General features: G+C 65.1%; 17 protein-coding genes and 3 pseudogenes. 12 read left to right on the top strand and 8 right to left on the bottom strand.

Annotation, left to right across the window (positions count from 1 at the left end; all coding sequences use genetic code 11):
- Nucleotides 1-11: 11 nt before the first annotated feature.
- The 8 genes from ACFRIC_RS16125 to ACFRIC_RS16090 all read right to left on the bottom strand — a co-directional run bounded on the left by ACFRIC_RS16125 (nt 12) and on the right by ACFRIC_RS16090 (nt 6,335).
- Entirely contained in the window at nt 12-1,088 is a 1,077-nt protein-coding gene (locus ACFRIC_RS16125; RefSeq protein ID WP_382785376.1) for a HesA/MoeB/ThiF family protein, read from the bottom strand.
- A gap of 60 nt (nt 1,089-1,148) precedes the next feature.
- Nucleotides 1,149-1,289 (bottom strand): hypothetical protein, encoded by a 141-nt coding sequence (locus ACFRIC_RS16120; RefSeq protein ID WP_382785373.1) that lies wholly within the window; start codon nt 1,287-1,289, stop codon nt 1,149-1,151.
- 76 nt (nt 1,290-1,365) lie between these two features.
- Nucleotides 1,366-1,824 carry a S26 family signal peptidase gene (locus tag ACFRIC_RS16115; RefSeq protein WP_382785370.1) on the bottom strand — a complete coding sequence of 153 codons (459 nt, stop codon included), beginning with the start codon at nt 1,822-1,824 and terminating at the stop codon, nt 1,366-1,368.
- Complete coding sequence (locus ACFRIC_RS16110) at nt 1,821-3,722, bottom strand: ABC transporter ATP-binding protein (RefSeq protein WP_382785367.1); 1,902 nt, start codon at nt 3,720-3,722, stop codon at nt 1,821-1,823. Before ACFRIC_RS16110 ends, ACFRIC_RS16115 begins: the two co-directional genes overlap by 4 nt.
- 5 nt (nt 3,723-3,727) lie before the next feature.
- Nucleotides 3,728-4,303 (bottom strand): TlpA family protein disulfide reductase, encoded by a 576-nt coding sequence (locus ACFRIC_RS16105; RefSeq protein ID WP_382785364.1) that lies wholly within the window; start codon nt 4,301-4,303, stop codon nt 3,728-3,730.
- Nucleotides 4,304-4,317: 14 nt separating this feature from the next.
- Nucleotides 4,318-4,839 carry a MauE/DoxX family redox-associated membrane protein gene (locus ACFRIC_RS16100; RefSeq protein ID WP_382785361.1) on the bottom strand — a complete coding sequence of 174 codons (522 nt, stop codon included), beginning with the start codon at nt 4,837-4,839 and terminating at the stop codon, nt 4,318-4,320.
- Between the two features lie 74 nt (nt 4,840-4,913).
- Entirely contained in the window at nt 4,914-5,084 is a 171-nt protein-coding gene (locus tag ACFRIC_RS16095; protein WP_382785358.1) for a hypothetical protein, read from the bottom strand.
- A 294-nt stretch (nt 5,085-5,378) separates the two neighbouring features.
- A complete protein-coding gene (locus ACFRIC_RS16090) occupies nt 5,379-6,335 on the bottom strand; it encodes an SDR family NAD(P)-dependent oxidoreductase (protein WP_382785355.1) in 957 nt (318 codons plus the stop codon).
- A gap of 101 nt (nt 6,336-6,436) precedes the next feature.
- On the opposite strand from ACFRIC_RS16090, the gene ACFRIC_RS16085 reads away from it, so the two are divergent.
- From ACFRIC_RS16085 to ACFRIC_RS16030, 12 genes and pseudogenes are all read left to right on the top strand, one after another.
- Complete coding sequence (locus ACFRIC_RS16085) at nt 6,437-6,991, top strand: TetR family transcriptional regulator (RefSeq protein WP_382785352.1); 555 nt, start codon at nt 6,437-6,439, stop codon at nt 6,989-6,991.
- 37 nt (nt 6,992-7,028) lie between these two features.
- Nucleotides 7,029-7,694, top strand: a complete 666-nt coding sequence (locus tag ACFRIC_RS16080; RefSeq protein ID WP_382785349.1) for an NAD-dependent epimerase/dehydratase family protein — start codon at nt 7,029-7,031, stop codon at nt 7,692-7,694.
- 1,122 nt (nt 7,695-8,816) lie between these two features.
- Nucleotides 8,817-9,266, top strand: a complete 450-nt coding sequence (locus ACFRIC_RS16075; RefSeq protein WP_382785346.1) for a hypothetical protein — start codon at nt 8,817-8,819, stop codon at nt 9,264-9,266.
- Between the two features lie 73 nt (nt 9,267-9,339).
- A pseudogene (locus ACFRIC_RS16070) lies at nt 9,340-9,678 on the top strand (transposase); the annotation flags it as partial.
- Between the two features lie 86 nt (nt 9,679-9,764).
- Nucleotides 9,765-10,530, top strand: a pseudogene (locus ACFRIC_RS16065) (IS5 family transposase).
- Between the two features lie 61 nt (nt 10,531-10,591).
- The gene (locus ACFRIC_RS16060; RefSeq protein ID WP_382785344.1) at nt 10,592-11,020 is read left to right on the top strand and encodes a DUF6086 family protein; all 429 of its coding nucleotides are present in this window, start codon (nt 10,592-10,594) and stop codon (nt 11,018-11,020) included.
- 52 nt (nt 11,021-11,072) lie between these two features.
- Nucleotides 11,073-11,537, top strand: a pseudogene (locus ACFRIC_RS16055) (IS5 family transposase); the annotation flags it as partial.
- Between the two features lie 136 nt (nt 11,538-11,673).
- On the top strand, nt 11,674-12,123 hold the full coding sequence (locus ACFRIC_RS16050) for an SMI1/KNR4 family protein (protein WP_382785341.1): 450 nt from the start codon (nt 11,674-11,676) through the stop codon (nt 12,121-12,123).
- Between the two features lie 549 nt (nt 12,124-12,672).
- Nucleotides 12,673-13,107 carry a hypothetical protein gene (locus ACFRIC_RS16045; RefSeq protein WP_382785338.1) on the top strand — a complete coding sequence of 145 codons (435 nt, stop codon included), beginning with the start codon at nt 12,673-12,675 and terminating at the stop codon, nt 13,105-13,107.
- A 79-nt stretch (nt 13,108-13,186) separates the two neighbouring features.
- Entirely contained in the window at nt 13,187-14,464 is a 1,278-nt protein-coding gene (locus ACFRIC_RS16040; protein ID WP_382785335.1) for a hypothetical protein, read from the top strand.
- Nucleotides 14,465-14,487: 23 nt separating this feature from the next.
- Nucleotides 14,488-15,042, top strand: coding sequence for a hypothetical protein (locus tag ACFRIC_RS16035; RefSeq protein WP_382785332.1), 555 nt, complete (start codon nt 14,488-14,490; stop codon nt 15,040-15,042).
- The gene (locus ACFRIC_RS16030; protein ID WP_382785329.1) at nt 15,039-15,782 is read left to right on the top strand and encodes an ABC transporter ATP-binding protein; all 744 of its coding nucleotides are present in this window, start codon (nt 15,039-15,041) and stop codon (nt 15,780-15,782) included. Before ACFRIC_RS16035 ends, ACFRIC_RS16030 begins: the two co-directional genes overlap by 4 nt.
- Nucleotides 15,783-15,897: the final 115 nt, after the last annotated feature.

Here is a 15,897-nt window from a genome sequence, read left to right as displayed (position 1 = left end):
CGGTCGCCCCGTCACGGACTGCACAGCGAGCACTCCGGCCGGGCCGGGTGCCGTACGTCGACCACATGATCAGGGGCGATCAGATTGACGCCCCGTACATAGCCCGGTGCGCGCCGGGCCGTTCCGGTGAGCAGCGAGATCGTCTCGTAGGCGATGAGTTGGCCGGAGATTCCCGCGGCCGGAGCGAGCGCCCCACGGCTCCCCAGGTCCGGGTGCCAGCCGGGCTTGAGTTTCGCCTCCTCTCCCGCGCCGACACATTCGAAGCACGGGCCGTCCGGGCCGTACACACCGACGGTCACCAGCGGGCCGTTGTAACCGGCGACCACCCAGCGAACTCCCAGGGCGGCACACACCCGGCTGGTCATCTTGGCGATGAGATCGTTGCGCGGCTCGTCCGCGCACAGGACGAAGACCTCGCATCGCGAGACGAGTTCGGCAAGCGCGTCCTCGGTGTCGACCCTGCGGATGTCGCAGGTGAACGAGCCCGCCGAGTTGACCGCGCGCAGGCGCTCGACCGCGACCTGGGCCTTGGGCCGGCCCAGGTCGGCCTCGCTGTACAGGACCTGCCGGGTCAGATTGGACAGCTCGACGCGGTCGGGGTCGACCAGGTGCAGGTTGCCCACGCCCGTTGCGGCCAGGGCCCAGGCGGCGTGGCTGCCGGTGCCGCCGACGCCCAGAATGGTCACGCGCGCCTGCTTGAGCCGTAGCTGCAGCGCCCAGGGGTCGCTGCCCGGCCGCAGGTCGATGCGGCGGAAATAGGTGTGGTTGCGGCTGTAGCGCTCGAGTTCGTCGTCGGTGAGGCCCGCGGGGCGGCCGTCCGCGGCCGCGTCCTCGATGTATCCGGAGTCCAGCAGCGCCTGCACGACCTCGTGTGCGCCGTCGGCGCCCAACCGCGGGTGTCGCGCGGCCAGTCGGGCCTCGACACACTCGACCGGGGTGGCCCCGTCCATGAGGGTCAGCGCTTCCCAGACCCGGCCGTCGGGGTCGGTGATCTCCGCTGCGATTCCGTACAGTTCGCCGCCGATCCGGATGGTTCCGTCGTCGAACCGATGGGCTGCGTGCTCCGGCTTCACCCGTGGTCGTCTCACGACCGCCTCGCTTCCTGGGGACGGTGCCGGTGAGCGCGTGGCTCACCGGCACCGAGCCGACTACGAATCGATCTGCTTGTTCTGGATGGTTTCGATCTTGTCGAGCAGACGGATCTCGATGTGTTCGGTCCGACCCGTCTCCTCGGCCTCGCCGAACACGACCGGTTCCTCGTCCTGCGTGACGCGGATGCTTTCCCGCACGGTCCTTCTCCCTTCTTTCGGTACCTCCCCCGCGGACGCGGGAGTCCATGGACGGCCGGCGTGCCGCTCGGGCACGTCACAGCCGTCGCCATACCGCGCCGAGAACCCTGTCCACCGGGAAGGGGCCCATCTGGCGCGAGTCGAAACTGACGGCGGCGTTGTCCCCGAGCAGCAGCAGATGGCCCGGGGGCACACGTCCGGTCCCGCCGGTCTCCGCCGGCCAGGTGTCCCCCGCCGTCGCGACGACCCGCTTGACGAGCCACCGGCGCTCGGTGACAGGTCGTCGGGTGCTGCCCAGTCCGGCCGGGGGCCGGTCCCAGGATCTGCGTTCCGTGCTCGGCTGCTCGACGACGACCACGCCCCCGCGTTCCGGCACGGCGCCGCGCCGGACCAGGACGCGATCACCGGGCCGGTAGGCGGGAAGCATGCTGTGCCCCACGACCGTGACCGACACGAGCCGCCTGCGCAGGACCAGGAGCGCCACGACGGCGAGGCCGGCGCAGATCGCGGCCGCCAGGAGGCCGGTGCGGATCACAGCGCGGCTCCTTCCACGGAGGGCATGGCCATGGCCTCGGTGTAGCCGGCCGCCTGGAGGGCGAAGAGGCGTGCGTACGTTCCCGCCTGCGCCATCAGCGTGGTATGGCTGCCTTCTTCCGCGATGCGTCCCTCGGACAGGACCACGATGCGGTCCGCCTCCCGTATGGACCCGAGCCGGTGCGAGATGAGCAGGCTGGTCCGGCCCCGCTGGAACTCCCGGATGCGGGTGTGCACTTCGTACTCGGCCTCGGCGTCCAGGCCGGAGCTGGGTTCGTCCAGGATCAGGAAGTCGCGCCCTTCGCGTACCAAGGCGCGTGCCAGGGCCAGCCGTTGCAACTGGCCGCCGGAGAGCAGGACACCCGCCGTCTCGGTGTCCTCCTCGGTGCCCCCGAAGAAGGTGCGCGTGACGAGGGTGTCGTATCCCTGTGGGAGGCCCGAGACCGTCCGGTGCACTCCCGCTCCGCGGGCCGCTTCGGTGACGCGGGAGGGGTCGTGCAGCGCCGTCAGGTCCCCGAGGGCGATGTTCTCCCGCGCCGTGAGGTCGTAGTGCATGAAGTCCTGGAACACCGCGGTGGTCCTCAGGCGCAGTTCGGCCGGGTCAGCGTCCCTGATGTCGACACCGTCCCAGAGGATCGCCCCGTGCGTGGGGTCGTAGAACCGGCAGAGCAGTTTGACCAGGGTCGACTTGCCGGCCCCGTTCAGCCCGACCAGGGCGAGGCTGCGGCCGTGGGGGATCGCCAGGTCGACGCCCTTGAGGATCCAGGGCTGGTCCTCCCCGTAGCGGAACCAGACGTCGCGGAGTTCGATCCCTTTGCGCAGGGCGGGCAGCGGGTGGGGCTCCTTGGCGCACTCCAGGTCCGGCGGCGCCGTGCTCAGTTCCTGGTAGTACCCGAACAGGACCAGTGCCTGGTGTGTCTGAGCCAGATTCGCCGCCACCTGGGCGAGCGATGTCTGAACCCCGGCCACGGCCACGATGAAGATGGCGATGTCGCCCAGGGTCAGTGTTCCGGACCGCGCCGCGTGGACGGCCCAGACCAGACCGGCTCCGGAGACGAGCGCGGCGAGCAGGGCGAGGAGCGCCTGGGTGGCCAGCTCCCGACGGTCGACGTGGCGTCGCTCGGCGTCTGCGGCCCGTCGTTCGTCCTGCATGCGCCCGAGCAGAAACCCGCCGGTTCCGAACAGGCGCACTTCCTTGGCCGCGTCGACATGGGAGAGCAAGTGGTCGAAGAACATCTCACGGCGCTCCCGGGGGCTGATGCGCCACAGCATCTGCGCGCGTCCTCGCGACAGGACGATCTCCGCGGCGAGGACGGGCAGGGCGAAGACCAGGACGAAGGCGGCCATCATCGGGGCGAGTGCGACGAGCGAGGCGAGGAACCCCGAGATGGTGATGCCGGCCCGGACGATTCCCAGCGACCCCTTGACCACCATGCCAGGTGCGCTCCTTCCCGACTCCTTGGCCATGCGCAGCCTGTCCAGAAGGGCCGGGTCCTCGAAGGGGCCGAGCCCCACGAACCGGGTCACGGCGGAGAAGAGTCGCCCTTGGGCGAGTGTCCCCGTGGCCCGATCGACCTCACCCTGCAGATAGGTGAGGATGTGCGGGACGACGCCCTGGACCACGCCGGCGGCGGCGAGCCCGACGGCCAGTGCGATCAAGGTGTGTGCCGGCGCATGACTGCCGAGCCGGTCGAGGGCAATCTTGGTGAGCCAGCCGACGACGACCGGCACGGCACCGCCGGCCAGGTCCAGTACGGCGTAGGCGATCAGTTTCGGGGCGGCGGACTCGAAGGCCAGGGAGAGGGCGCCCCTCAGTCGGGACTGACCCGGCTGGGGCTGCGCGCAGACCGTGGTACGAGCCGACTCGGCGCCTTGATTCCGCGAGACGTGTGGGGACATGGGGACTAGGCGCCCACGGGAGCCGGAGTGAGGAGCCCGGCGCCGATCTCGGCCAGCCGGGCCGAGCTCTGGGGCGAGGCCAGCACCCGTCCGTTCCCGTCCACGACGAGGTAGGTCGGGAACATCGAGACACCGAGCTCCTCCACGAGCCTCAGCGCGTTGTCCGCCCCGTGGACGACATGGGCGTACGGGCGGAGTTCCTCGTCGTAGAGGGACACTCCGTCCTTGTCGCCGACGACGACGGAGAACACCCTGCCCCGGTCCAGCGCCATGTTCCGCAGGAACTTCTTGTACGCCGGAAGCTGCTCCTTGCAGCCGGAGCACCCGACCGCTTGGAAGGTCAGGACCCAGGGCCCCGATCCGTCGGCGGGCAGTTCCACGGCCGTCCCGTCCACACCGACCAGAGTGCCAGGCCGGGGAACCGGGGTTCCCGGTGCGGGCCCCTCGACGCGCCGGCCGCTCAGCAGTCCCTCCTCGGTCAGCGGGTCGAGGAGCTTCTTGACCCGCAGCGCAACGGCCAGGGAGAGACAGCAGGCGGCGGACGCCAGCAGCAGACCGAGGGCGGACAGCGCGATGCCCATGTGCACTCCATTTCTCATTTCACATGCGTCGAACGCAGGAGCGGGACGAGCTCCGCGAGGTAGAGCAGGGTGATGCCGGTGACCGCCGCGGGCGCCGCGACGAGCACGTAGGAGGACCGGCTCGGTGCGCTCGTGGAGACCGTGGCCCACCAGGTACCCGCGGTCAGGGCCAGCAGGAGGGCGTTGCGCAGCAGGTGCGCTCCCGACACCGGTGTGCGGCTCGCTCCCGCACAGCCGCAGGACGCGTCCGGCCGGGTGCGCACGAGGCTCAGGAGGTAGACGGTGAAAGCGGCCAGCAGGAGCAGGGCCGCGGACAGCCCGGCGGATACCAGCCGGGGCAGCCCCAGGGACGTGGCAACACCCAGTTCCATCAGGGGAACAGCCGTCGCCAGCATTCCTGATGAGAGCCGGCCGAGGCGTGGAACCGTGGCCGACAAGTGACCGCGAAAGGCGCGGAATCCGAGCGCCTTCTGTCCGCCCGACCATGCGAACACCGTGATCAGACACAGCCGACCGAATGCCTCGAGGACTTCCACGGCTTCCTCGGGTCAGGTCCGACGTGGCGGGCGGGACCGCCGCCGCGCACAGCACGGCGGCGACACCTCACGGCTCACGGACACCGCAGCACGCAGCTGGGAGTCCAGCAGCACTTGATGAAGTAGATCTGTCCTCCGCTCGACTTCCTGAAGGTCTCGCAGCCCCCGCAGCCCGCGGCCGCGGACGTCTGGGGAAGCAGTTTGTCGGCCATGCGGCCGACCATGCCGCTGAGCATCCTGGACATCGGCACTCTCCTCGTTCGGGATTCGCCTGCCGGTCCCTGCCGGCCCGGCCTGTGCTCCCACTCTTCACGGCCGGGCTTTCCAGGTTCTTTCAGCGTCCTTTCCACCGCCGTCCCCAGGGCGACGCGGCCTCCGATCTCTGACAACGGCTGCCGCCCAGAACTGAGGTGGCGCTGACGGCCGTTCAGGGCTGCGGTTGAAGGTCCGGTCCTGTCGCGGGTCGATGCTGTGGTCACGGCACAGCCGGCAGTCTCGCCTCCAGCGGGTGTCACGCGATCTCGCACGCGGCGCAGGGGCTATCCCACGAGTTCCTCGGACAGGGCCCACAGCCGTGCCGCGTTGTCCGCGTTCAGGGCGTACGGGGCCACGCCGGCGACCGCGGTGCCCCGCTCGGCGACCGGCTGGGCCTCGGCGCAGTCCTCGAAGTAGCGGCCCGTGACGCCCTGGACCGTCGGCGAGGCGGCCAGCAGTACCGAGGTCGCGGCGCCCTGCGCGACCGTCTTCCCCGGCGGCAGGGCGAACGCCCCCGCGGCGAGCATGGCGCCCACCTGCTCCATGTCCGTGGTCCGGGACAGGTTCGTCTCGCCGACGTTGCCCGGCATCACGGCGTTGGCGGTGATGCCGTCGTCGGCCCAGCGCTCGGCGGCGCCGACCGCGAACAAGGCGTTGGCGGTCTTCGACTGGCCGTACGAGGTCCACGGGTCGTAGGGCCGGAAGCGGTAGTCGATGTCGTCGAAGACGACCGGGGAGAAGAGGTGCCCGATGGAGCTCACCGAGACGACCCTCGCCCCGTCGGCCGACGCGAGCGCCCGGCGCAGGCCGGTGGCGAGGGCGAAGTGGCCCAGGTGGTTGACGGCGAACTGCAGCTCGTGACCGTCGGGCGTGCGGGTGAGCTCGGGCGGAGCCATCAGCCCGGCGTTGTTGACCAGGATGTGCAGCGGGCCCCGCCAGCCGGCCACGAACTGGCCGACGGTCGATCGGTCGGCCAGATCGAGCCGTCCGACGGTCAGCTTCCCGGCCGAGGGTGACAGTTCGGCTTCCAGCTTCGCCACGACACGGGTCCCCGCGTCGGTGTTGCGCACGGCCAGCGTCACGTCGGCGCCCGCGGCGGCGAGGGTCCGGGCCGTCTCGACACCGATGCCGGAACTGGCTCCGGTCACCACGGCCCGGCGGCCGTGCAGGTCGACGCCGTCGATGACCTCGGCTGCCGTGGTGCTCGCTCCGAAGGTGCGGGAGGTCTGGGATGCAGGCATGAGGATCTCCTGACGAGGAAAGTAGGTGGTTACCTACATATCGACCGTAGGACGGGCCACCCGGCTTTGCAAGTGGGCACCTACTTACTTAGAGTCCAGGCATGGCCCGCAACGCAGACGACACCCGGCGCAAGATCCTCGACGCCGCCACCGAGGAGTTCGCCCAGTACGGCATCGCCGGCGCGCGGGTCGACCGCATCACGAAGAACGCCGGGGTCAACAACGCCCTGCTGTACCGCTACTTCGGCAGCAAGGTCGACCTGTTCGACACCGTCTACAGCCGGCTCGTCACCGAGATCGTCGACGCCGTCCCGCTGGATCCGTCCGATCTGCCCGGTTACGTGGGGCGCCTCTACGACTACTACGAGGCGCACCCCAAGGTCGTACGCCTGGCCGCCTGGCGCCAGCTCGAACGGAGCGAGCACACCCTGCCCCAGGCGGTCGTCGACAGCCACCTGGCCAAGCGAGCGAAGATCGCCCAGGCCCAGCAGGACGGACGCCTGACCACGACGCTGCCCGCCGAGGAACTGCTCGACCTCATGATCCTCCTGTCACTGAGCAACACACCTCTCATCCCCGCGCCGGGCCCGGAGTCCGACCGCGAACGCCGCCGCGCCACCGTCGTCGCCACCGCCACCGCGATCCTTCGCGACTGACACCTCCATGCCCCGACTCCCCTCCCCGGAGACCCACTTGAACATCGTCATCTTCGGCGCGTCCGGCATGGTCGGGCACGGCGTCCTGCGCGCCTGCCTCCTGGACCCCTCGGTCACCGGCGTCCTGGTGGTGAGCCGCAGCCCGCTCGGCGTCAGCCATCCCAAGCTCCGCGAGGTCATCCACCAGGACTTCACCGACCTGTCCGCCCTCGCCCCGCACCTCAGCAACCTGGACGCCTGCTTCTACTGCCTCGGCACCTCCGCCGCGGGCCGCTCCGAGGCCGAATACACCCGGATCACCTACGACTTCACCCTCACCGCGGCCCGCGCCGTCAGCGAGCAGAACCCCGGCATCACTTTCACGTACGTGTCCGGCGAGGGCACCGACAGCACGGAACGCGGCCGTACGATGTGGGCCCGGGTCAAGGGCCGCACCGAGAACGCCCTGTTGGCGATGCCGATGAACGCGTACATGTTCCGCCCGGGCTACATCCAGCCTCTGCACGGCGCCGTCTCCAAGACCCGCCTCTACCGCGTGATGTACACCCTCGTGTCCTGGCTCTACCCCGTCCTCCGCCGCATCGCCCCCTCCCACACCACGACCACCGAACACCTCGGCCGCGCGATGCTGGCGGTCACCCGGCCCGGGGTGGAGTGCCCGCGCGTCCTGGACAGCAGGGAGATCAACCGCCTCGGCGCGTAAGCCCCTGGGGCGCCTCGTCACCACCGGACTCGTCATTCAGCATGCGGCGGCCGCGTTGACGACACTCTGCAGATAGTGGTCGAGGAGGCGTTCGACACGCAGCCGCGCCAAGCGCCCTCGCTAAGCGGGCTCCTCGACATTGGTCCTGATCCTTCCAGGCCGGTCCCCTATGCAGGAACCGGCCACGCACAGCGCGAGCGGCAGACGGTCGCGGAGTTCGACTAGGCGGGAGGCAGCCGCGGATCCGCGGTGACAGCCAGCGGACCCACCGCTGGGGCGAGCGGTTCCCGCACCCCACCGCTGCCCAGCAGATCGCAGAGCAGAGGTCGCGCGAAAGGGCCCCGGTAAAGCGGAAAATTTCGGAGGGTGGAAATCCTGAAGAAGTTCCAACTAATTGCTGCTCTTAGCGGTGCGGACTGGAGGTTCCTTCGACTTTCGGAACCCATGATTCCACCTATTGACGGTGAGCGAATTGCGACACTCTCCGTTTCTACACATCGAGCAGAGTGGCTAAATTCTCGCTTTCATGACTGAATCTCGCCGCCTGGATGGCCGAATTCACCCTGAAGCGAATGAGACAGGTATGTAATGCTGTGTGCGTCGTACGTAACAAACTGCCTTAGATGCATGCAAGTCGTGGAGGTACCTGACAATGAAACATGCAAGAGCGCTGTCTGCCGGATTCCCGGTGGGCGCTGCAACCCTGGCGATAATTGCTATGTCGGCTACTCCGGCAGCAGCTGCGATCCACAGCCTGAGCTGGCATGTACAGAAGTCCACCAGTTACTGTGGCTCGCTACCCAACAGGACGGGCGTGGAGCAAATGAAGAAGGCCCTGTGCGAAAGTCAGCTCATTTCAGCACAGCAGATCGTCGCCACGAGGATGCAGCAGCAAGGGCACGCGTCTGAATCGGTAATTGCGTCGAGCCTGGACTGGCCTGGGCCGGGTCACTGAGTTTCGACGAATAGCTCACAACAGGATCTTGCTGAAGTGCCCTGGTCGCGTGTGACTGGTGTGAGGAAGCCTCCGATCTCGAAGCAGCCGACCTGATCCGGGCCGCGCGTCGGCCACTTCGTTCGGTCTACCCCCGGGGTGCCTCCCGCAAGAGCCACACTGAGCGGATGAGTTCTGGAATAGCATCTGACCTGGTCGTCGGCCTTGTACCCCTCCTCGGTGTGAGTGTTGGTGCAGCAGCGACATTGCTCGTACAGCGCAGCGCGGCCCGGGAGTCGCGAGCACGAGTCGCCGAGGAGGGGCGCGCCGCACACCGTGCCGAAGTCAAGGCTGCGATCTCCAACTATCTGGAGGCAGCACACAAACTCCAAGGCGAGTTGGATGCCCGGGAGCGCGGGGAAGCCGCATCAGCTATCAAGGGCCTTGTTGAACGACTTTGGCTGGCCGAGAAGCAGGTCGAGATCATTAGTTCAGACGATCTTCAACGACCCCTCATCGCACACAACCGGGCACTGCATGATGTAGCCCGCGACCCGACGCAGTACCCGGACTGGTGGGTACACCTGGAACCCCTTCAGGCAGACCTGCTCCGTGCGGTCAAGAGAGAACTGCGCTAATAGCGGCTAACACAATGAGGTGGCTCGGTCCTGATGGCCGTGTCCAGGGCGGTGGTTGAGCGTTCGGTTCGGTGTGGGGAAGTCGCCGTGGATCGTGTCGGATGAGCTGTGGGACCGCCTGGAGCCGCTCTTGCCGCGGCGCGAGCGACGCTTTCGGCACCCGGGACGCAAGCCGCTGCCGGACCGGCAGGTGTGCGGGATCCTGTACGTGCTGCACACCGGGATCCAGTGGGAGTACCTGCCACAAGACCTTGGCTTCGGCTCGGGCATGACGTGCTGGCGCCGCTTACGGGACTGGAACCAGGCCAGCGTCTGGCAGCGGTTGCACGAGGTCCTGCTGGCCGAGCTGAGTGCGGCCTCTCGGCTGGACTGGTCCCGCTGCGTTGTCGACTCCTCGCACGTCAGGGCGCTAAGACATCGTTTCTGATGGCTGCGTCGGCTCGTTGATTTTGCGTGATGAGTCTTGCCGAGCGCCTGGTGTCGGATGAGCTGTGGTAGCTGTTTCGACGGGTGGTGCCGCCGACGGAGGTGATACGTCCGCAGGGCGGCGGCAAGCGTCGGGCCGGTGATCGTGAGGTGCTGACTGCGATCGTGTTCGTGGCTACGTCGGGGTGCACGTGGCGGCAGTTGCCGCCGGTCTTCGGGCCGTGCTGGCAGACGGTGTACCGGCGGTTCGCCCAGTGGAACCGGGAGCGGGTCTGGGCCCGGCTCCACCGTGTTGTGCTTGATGAGCTGGGTGCTCGCGGGGACCTGGACTGGTCGCGTTGCGCGATCGACTCTGTCAGCGTGCGGGCGACAAAGGGGGCTATTGACCGGACCGAATCCGACTGACCGCGGCTAGTTGGGATCGAAGATCCACCTGATCACCGACCGGAACGCCCTTCCGTTGTCGATTGGCATCTCGGGCGCCAACCTCCATGACAGCCAGGGCCTGGAGCCACTGGTCCGTGGCATTCCACCCGTCCGCTCACGGCGCGGACCGCGTCGCCGCAAGCCGACCAAGCTCCACGGCGACAAGGGTTACGACTACGACCAACTGCGACGATGGCTCCGCAAGCGCGGCATCACACCCCGCATCGCCCGCAAAGGCGTCGAATCCTCGCACCGACTGGGCCGACACCACTGGGTTGTCGAACGCACCGTGTCCTGGCTGGCAGGGTGCCGACGCCTGCACCGCCGCTACGAACGCAAGCCTGAGCACTTCCTGGCTTTCGCGGGTATCGCCGCCACGCTCATCTGCCATCGCCGCCTCGTTCCTTCGTGAACCCGAAGCGGCTATCGCCGGCTGACTAGGCTGTGCCTGTGACCAGGAGAGAGATGGCCCGGTGAGCCAGTACTACGAGATGGCCGAGCAGACCCTGTGGAACCCGTCCAACGGCGCCTCTCGGCTGTTCCTGCGCCAAGTGGCCGTCTACGAAGCCGAACTGGGTCTGGCCTCCGGCTTCGGACCGATGGAAGCCGACGAGTGCCAGATCGACCCCGCCGACTTCAAAGCATTCGTCGATGCCCTACTGGTGCGGCACCGCGAGATCACCCACGCCGTCATGATCGCCCTATCCGAAGGATTCGTCGCCACGGTGCTGGTCCTCGCGGAGAGGGCTGGCGTCGCGGTGGACTGGAACTCGACCGGATTCGCCGCGGATGACGGACTCAGGGACATCCAACTCCCGAGCCATCCACCGCCTGATCATGAGGCGTGGTCAGCCAACCTGCGCGGGAAGTCACACGAGCTGGACCGATTCATGCCTCCCTGAGCCGTGTCTGCCGAGCCCAAAGAGCAAGCCATCAGAAACGACGTCTAAAAGGGGGAGCCAGACGGGCGCCTCGCCGGTCGACCGGGGCCGAGCCGGCTCCAAACATCACTTGATCACTGACGGGCACGGCACCTCGCTGGCTGTCCTGCTGACCGGCGGCAACCGCAACGACGTCACCCAACTGCTGCCCCTACTCGACGCGATCCCGCCGGTCCGCGGCCGGGTCGGCCGTCCCCGCCGCAAGCCAGACTCGCTGTTCGCCGACCGCGGCTACGACCACGACATCTACCGCGACCAGGTTCGCGCCCGTGGCATCGTGCCCGCGATCGCCCGCCGCGGCACCCGACACGGCACCGGGCTGGGCACCTAGCGCTGGGTCGTGGAGAGGAGTTTTGCCTGGTTGCACGGCTTCCGACGCCTGCGGATCCGGTGGGAACGGCGGGCCGACATCCACGAAGCGTTCCTGAAGCTCGCCTGCTGCCTCATCACTCACCGGCAACTCACGGCATTGCGCTGACGTTGGGGTACAAGGCCGCTGGTCACCTCATGGATGTCCGTGACTCATGCCATGATCCGGCCTCATGAGTGACCGTTCACTTTCACCCGCCTGGCTGGCCTCGTGGACAGAGAGGGTCTCCGGGACTCTCGCGGCAATGACGGACGGGTTCGAGCATCGGCACGGCTTTCCTCCTGGTACCAACGAGGTCCGGCCGGCCGGTCGCGACGATCAAACGGCGGCTCGCACGCTCGCTCAAGCAGGCCCTATCCCGGCTGACCTGGTCACTTTCTACGACTGCATTGGTGACTTGACCTGGTCGGACATCGGCAACGGATACTTCCTCGACGCGGCAAGTGACGTCCTTCTGCGGCTCGAGGAGCACGGGCCTGTCGTCGCCGCCGCGGACCGGATGGTGGCCATCGGCTCGAACGGCGATGGCCTCTCCTACGTCGCGGGCTCTGATGGGTCGGTTCATCGGACGCGGACGGCATCACTGGACGAACCCGAGCTCGACAAGGTAGCCGACGACCTGCGGCAGTTTCTGGAGCTGCTGGAGGGATCCCTAACGCGGTTCATTGCCGACGGTGAGCCGGGATCTCTGTAGGTCAGCCCGCGAGGCTCATTCCGTTAGCCGCTGTTACGGGGAACTGGGGCGCTGACCGGGCAACACGGCCAGCGCGCCAGCCGGGGAAGCCACATTTCGGGCACGCGGTCGCCCAAGCTCGCTCCAAAGAGGTCTTTGACTCTTTGGAGCCACTGCGGGTGACTTTGCGCCCGCAGATGGACGCGGCCATACAAATTTGCCCGACCGGTAAGAAGCTGCCGCATCTCATGCTTCGATTGCATATTTGGGCGGCGTAGGTCAGCTCTCTAATTCCCGACATAAGCGGATACGTTTCCCGCAAATGAGTTGGGCCGAGCAGATCAAATGCAAGGTGACGATAAAGGGGCATAGCCAACGTAGGCGATAAAACATTTCTAAACTCGCAAAATTGGCAGGATGTCAACTTGTTATCCATGGAGATGTAGGCAGGGCGTAACTTCCTTGTAAGATCAACTTCACGCTTGCACAAAGTGTGCACACTGCAATCAAATTGCTGAATCAGGGCACCTCTATGCCTGTAGAGGTGCCCTGATGCGGCTAGGGGGTTTGATGAATAAGAAAGCGCGTGTCGGCGTCGTGGCAGTAGCAACTACGGGGCTCATGGCTTTGGCGCCTTTGGCCTTTGCTAACTGGACTGCCTACAACTGGGATAACAAGGGGGTCAACGCCGAATCCCAGCGCTGGAGTGATGGCGACTACACCCAGGTGCAGTTCACGGGTTGCCACAATGGCTACACGTCGTACATCGCGGATAGCGTCGACGTCCAGGTGTGGCGTGTGATCAACAACTGGCCTGACGACTCGTACGACAAGAAGACGTTCACTGCATGCTATGGCGCGGGAACGAGCAATGGCGAATGGTCGGAAATTCCGACCGGCACGGCACAGTACTACTTCCAGATCATGGCAATTGGCGGCAAGACCGTCGGGGGTCCGACGGTCGACGTCGAGAAGGTGTACGTGGACACGACCAAGGCTGACTAGCCCTTGAATTATGGGGAGGGGGTGGCTCTTCTGCCGGCCCCTCCCTCGTCCATGTGGTCGCAAAGTTAGTGGGTTTCAGATGAAATTTCGCGTCGCATTGAGATCCGGGATTGCCATAAAAGCAGCACCGGTCGTAATATTGCTCACGCTGTTTTACTACTTTACGGGTGAGACGGTTCCTCCATCTAGTTTCGACGGATTCGCACCCGCCGTGGTAGCAGCTCCGTTGATGACGCTCTACCCGCTTGCATACGCAGTGACTGCCAGCATGGCAATTTGGGAGAGCGGCCGTTTGCGCTCGGGAGGCGTCTGGGAGCTGGCTCCAGCTCGCTCACGTTTTGCCATTGCCCTCAATGTGCTCGTACCTGTGATCTCCGCGGGGTGGCTTGTCATTCTCATGCCGCCAGCCATTTCCTTGATCCGAGCAGAAGTCCTTCCCAGCTGGGATAGTCTGCGCCTGCCCGCCATGGCTATGGTGGTCTGTTTGGCATACGCGATGATTGGATTCGCGATCGGATTGAAGACGAAGCCCATCATTACAGCTCCAATCACGGCAGTGACGCTATGGGTTGTAATTGCGTTTTCCAGATCTGTCCAGCCTTACTGGATCAGGCACACTTCCGGCCTATTCAGTGACCTTGTCTTCGGCGAGGTTCCGAGCGTGATGGCAATTACTCCACCGATACTGTTTGCTGGAGGCATATCTCTCGCTCTTTCTATTCTCTGGCTCCCAATAAGGGCGACATTCCTGAGAATCGTAATTTCTACTGCTGTTGCTGTAGGCGGAATGGGTGGTGCCTACGGGATCTCGCACAACTGGCCTCACGACCCACCTCTGCTGGCTGGACAGGTGTCAATGCGCTGCGTCGGTCAAGAGCCGATGGTCTGTATGCCCGAAGCGACGGCCAAAATGGCTTCTACCGTTCAGCGTGATGCTTCAGAAGTTCTCGACGCCTTGAAGGATCACGGGATGGAGGAACTCCCATCCCGAATCATGGACAGTTATGCCGAGGGGCGCTTTCCGCAAACTTCCAGCAACCGCATCTGGCATCTCAATTTGACCACCTCCGCCCGACAAGACCGGGTGAGATTCCAGATCGCCACCGCTGCAGTGCGTTTCCCATGCACAAACGTCGATTTGTTGCGTGGACATGCCGCCTGGTACTGGGCCGCGTCAGTGACAGGACAGCAGGGGGCGTACGAAGCACGTGTTGCGCAAGAGGAGGTGACGGCGGAGACAAAGCTCATAGAGCGCCAGGTGCACGGCACTGTTCGTCAGGTACTCAAGAAATCGCGCCAGGAACAAGCCAATTGGTATTATGGCACACTCGCGGCCGCGTGCGGTAAGGAGTCGTAGTGTTGTGGCTTAAAGCGCGCAGGGTGCACACCATTCTTCCAGCGATTCTGATCTCCTACGCTTTGCTGCTCCTCTTGGTGCAAGATAACTACGTCATCCTTCCCGCTATTGGTGGTGCAGGCGAAGTAGTTATCGCTCTCTTTGTGCCAATCCCTGTGGTCGCTCTTCTCGCCAATTGCCTCGAATCAAGGCTGGGTTTCGCTGAGGTATCGGGCGTGCGAAACGTGGCTTTCCTGGATGTCGCCCTCTCAACCATCGTGCTGCTCAGCACTATGGCGCTGAGCAGCATATTGAAGATTGTTGCTGAGGTCGATGGAGCCACCGCCGTTGGACGCAATACGTTCTTTCTGGTAGGTCTGACGCTTTGCGCGCGTCCCGTTTGCAGGCAGTACGCAGTGATGATCCCTGTTGCTTGGCTGCTTACGGTTGTATTTATCGGTTACACAAAAAATCGGGAACCGCGATTTTGGACGGTAGTGCTTGAGCCGACAAGTAATTCCGTTGCTTCAATAGCTTGCGTAGGCGTATTCGTTGCAGGGCTACTTCTACAACTGTGCACTTCAAGGAGAATGATATGACGCTGAGACTGGAATCTTGCACCTACGCGTACGGGCGTCGGCGCTCGCCAGTTATTGAGAACCTGAGTTATACCTTGGCCGACGGCCTTACCGTCCTTTTGGGGCCTAACGGGGCTGGTAAGTCAACGTTCCTCAAAGTTGCTGCATCTGTTATCCGCCCCAGCTCTGGAAAAGTGAATCTCGATTCCATGTCGGCTCAAAATGCCGCCTTTCGTCGGGCGGTGGCCTGGATGCCTCAGGAAATCACATCTGTTGCTTCATTGACCGCACGAGAATGGGTATCCTATGTCGGATGGCTGAAAGGCATGAAAAAGTCGGATGCCTGGAATTCGGCACGTCACGCTCTCCAGCGCGTGAATCTCTTGGATAGACTCGATGTAAAGGTATCTGCGCTATCAGGTGGGCAAATGCGGCGTGTGGGTGTGGCTGGAGCGCTTGTTCATGACGCCCGAGTCCTGCTTCTTGATGAGCCCACTGCAGGAATGGATCCACATCAGCGTCGCGTATTCCGCGATATCGTGAACGGCCTCGCGGCTGATGGCGTGAGAGTTCTTCTGTCTACTCACGACATTGCGGACCTTGCTGAAGAGGCAGATCACGTTACCGTTCTAAATGGCGGTCGAATCATTCAACACGGTCCGACGCGATCATTCCTCGACCTTGCTCCGCAAGGCACCGAGGCGGCGCGAATTTCCGAGGCGGCCTATACGGCTCTCCTGATACGCAACGGGACCGCATAGGCGCATTTTGACTGGCACTGGCACCAGTGGCACGAAACAGGTTCGTGTCGTGAACCTACAGAAAGCGTCGAGTGCCTAACTGCGTGACGACGCGGAGGGGTGCGGGTCGGCTGAC

This window comes from Streptomyces sp. NPDC056738, from assembly GCF_042790435.1.
In the GTDB taxonomy this organism is placed as follows: domain Bacteria; phylum Actinomycetota; class Actinomycetes; order Streptomycetales; family Streptomycetaceae; genus Streptomyces.
The sequence above is the reverse complement of the archived record's forward strand: the minus strand, read 5'-3'. Positions and strand labels throughout refer to the sequence as shown.

Coding starts and splice junctions, on each gene's coding strand:
- ACFRIC_RS16095 (WP_382785358.1), bottom strand. CDS start 5,084: ATGTCCAGGATGCTCAGCGGCATGGTCGGCCGCATGGCCGACAAACTG.
- ACFRIC_RS16075 (WP_382785346.1), top strand. CDS start 8,817: ATGAGTTCTGGAATAGCATCTGACCTGGTCGTCGGCCTTGTACCCCTC.
- ACFRIC_RS16110 (WP_382785367.1), bottom strand. CDS start 3,722: ATGTCCCCACACGTCTCGCGGAATCAAGGCGCCGAGTCGGCTCGTACC.
- ACFRIC_RS16045 (WP_382785338.1), top strand. CDS start 12,673: ATGAATAAGAAAGCGCGTGTCGGCGTCGTGGCAGTAGCAACTACGGGG.
- ACFRIC_RS16030 (WP_382785329.1), top strand. CDS start 15,039: ATGACGCTGAGACTGGAATCTTGCACCTACGCGTACGGGCGTCGGCGC.
- ACFRIC_RS16050 (WP_382785341.1), top strand. CDS start 11,674: ATGACGGACGGGTTCGAGCATCGGCACGGCTTTCCTCCTGGTACCAAC.
- ACFRIC_RS16085 (WP_382785352.1), top strand. CDS start 6,437: ATGGCCCGCAACGCAGACGACACCCGGCGCAAGATCCTCGACGCCGCC.
- ACFRIC_RS16040 (WP_382785335.1), top strand. CDS start 13,187: ATGAAATTTCGCGTCGCATTGAGATCCGGGATTGCCATAAAAGCAGCA.
- ACFRIC_RS16090 (WP_382785355.1), bottom strand. CDS start 6,335: ATGCCTGCATCCCAGACCTCCCGCACCTTCGGAGCGAGCACCACGGCA.
- ACFRIC_RS16105 (WP_382785364.1), bottom strand. CDS start 4,303: ATGGGCATCGCGCTGTCCGCCCTCGGTCTGCTGCTGGCGTCCGCCGCC.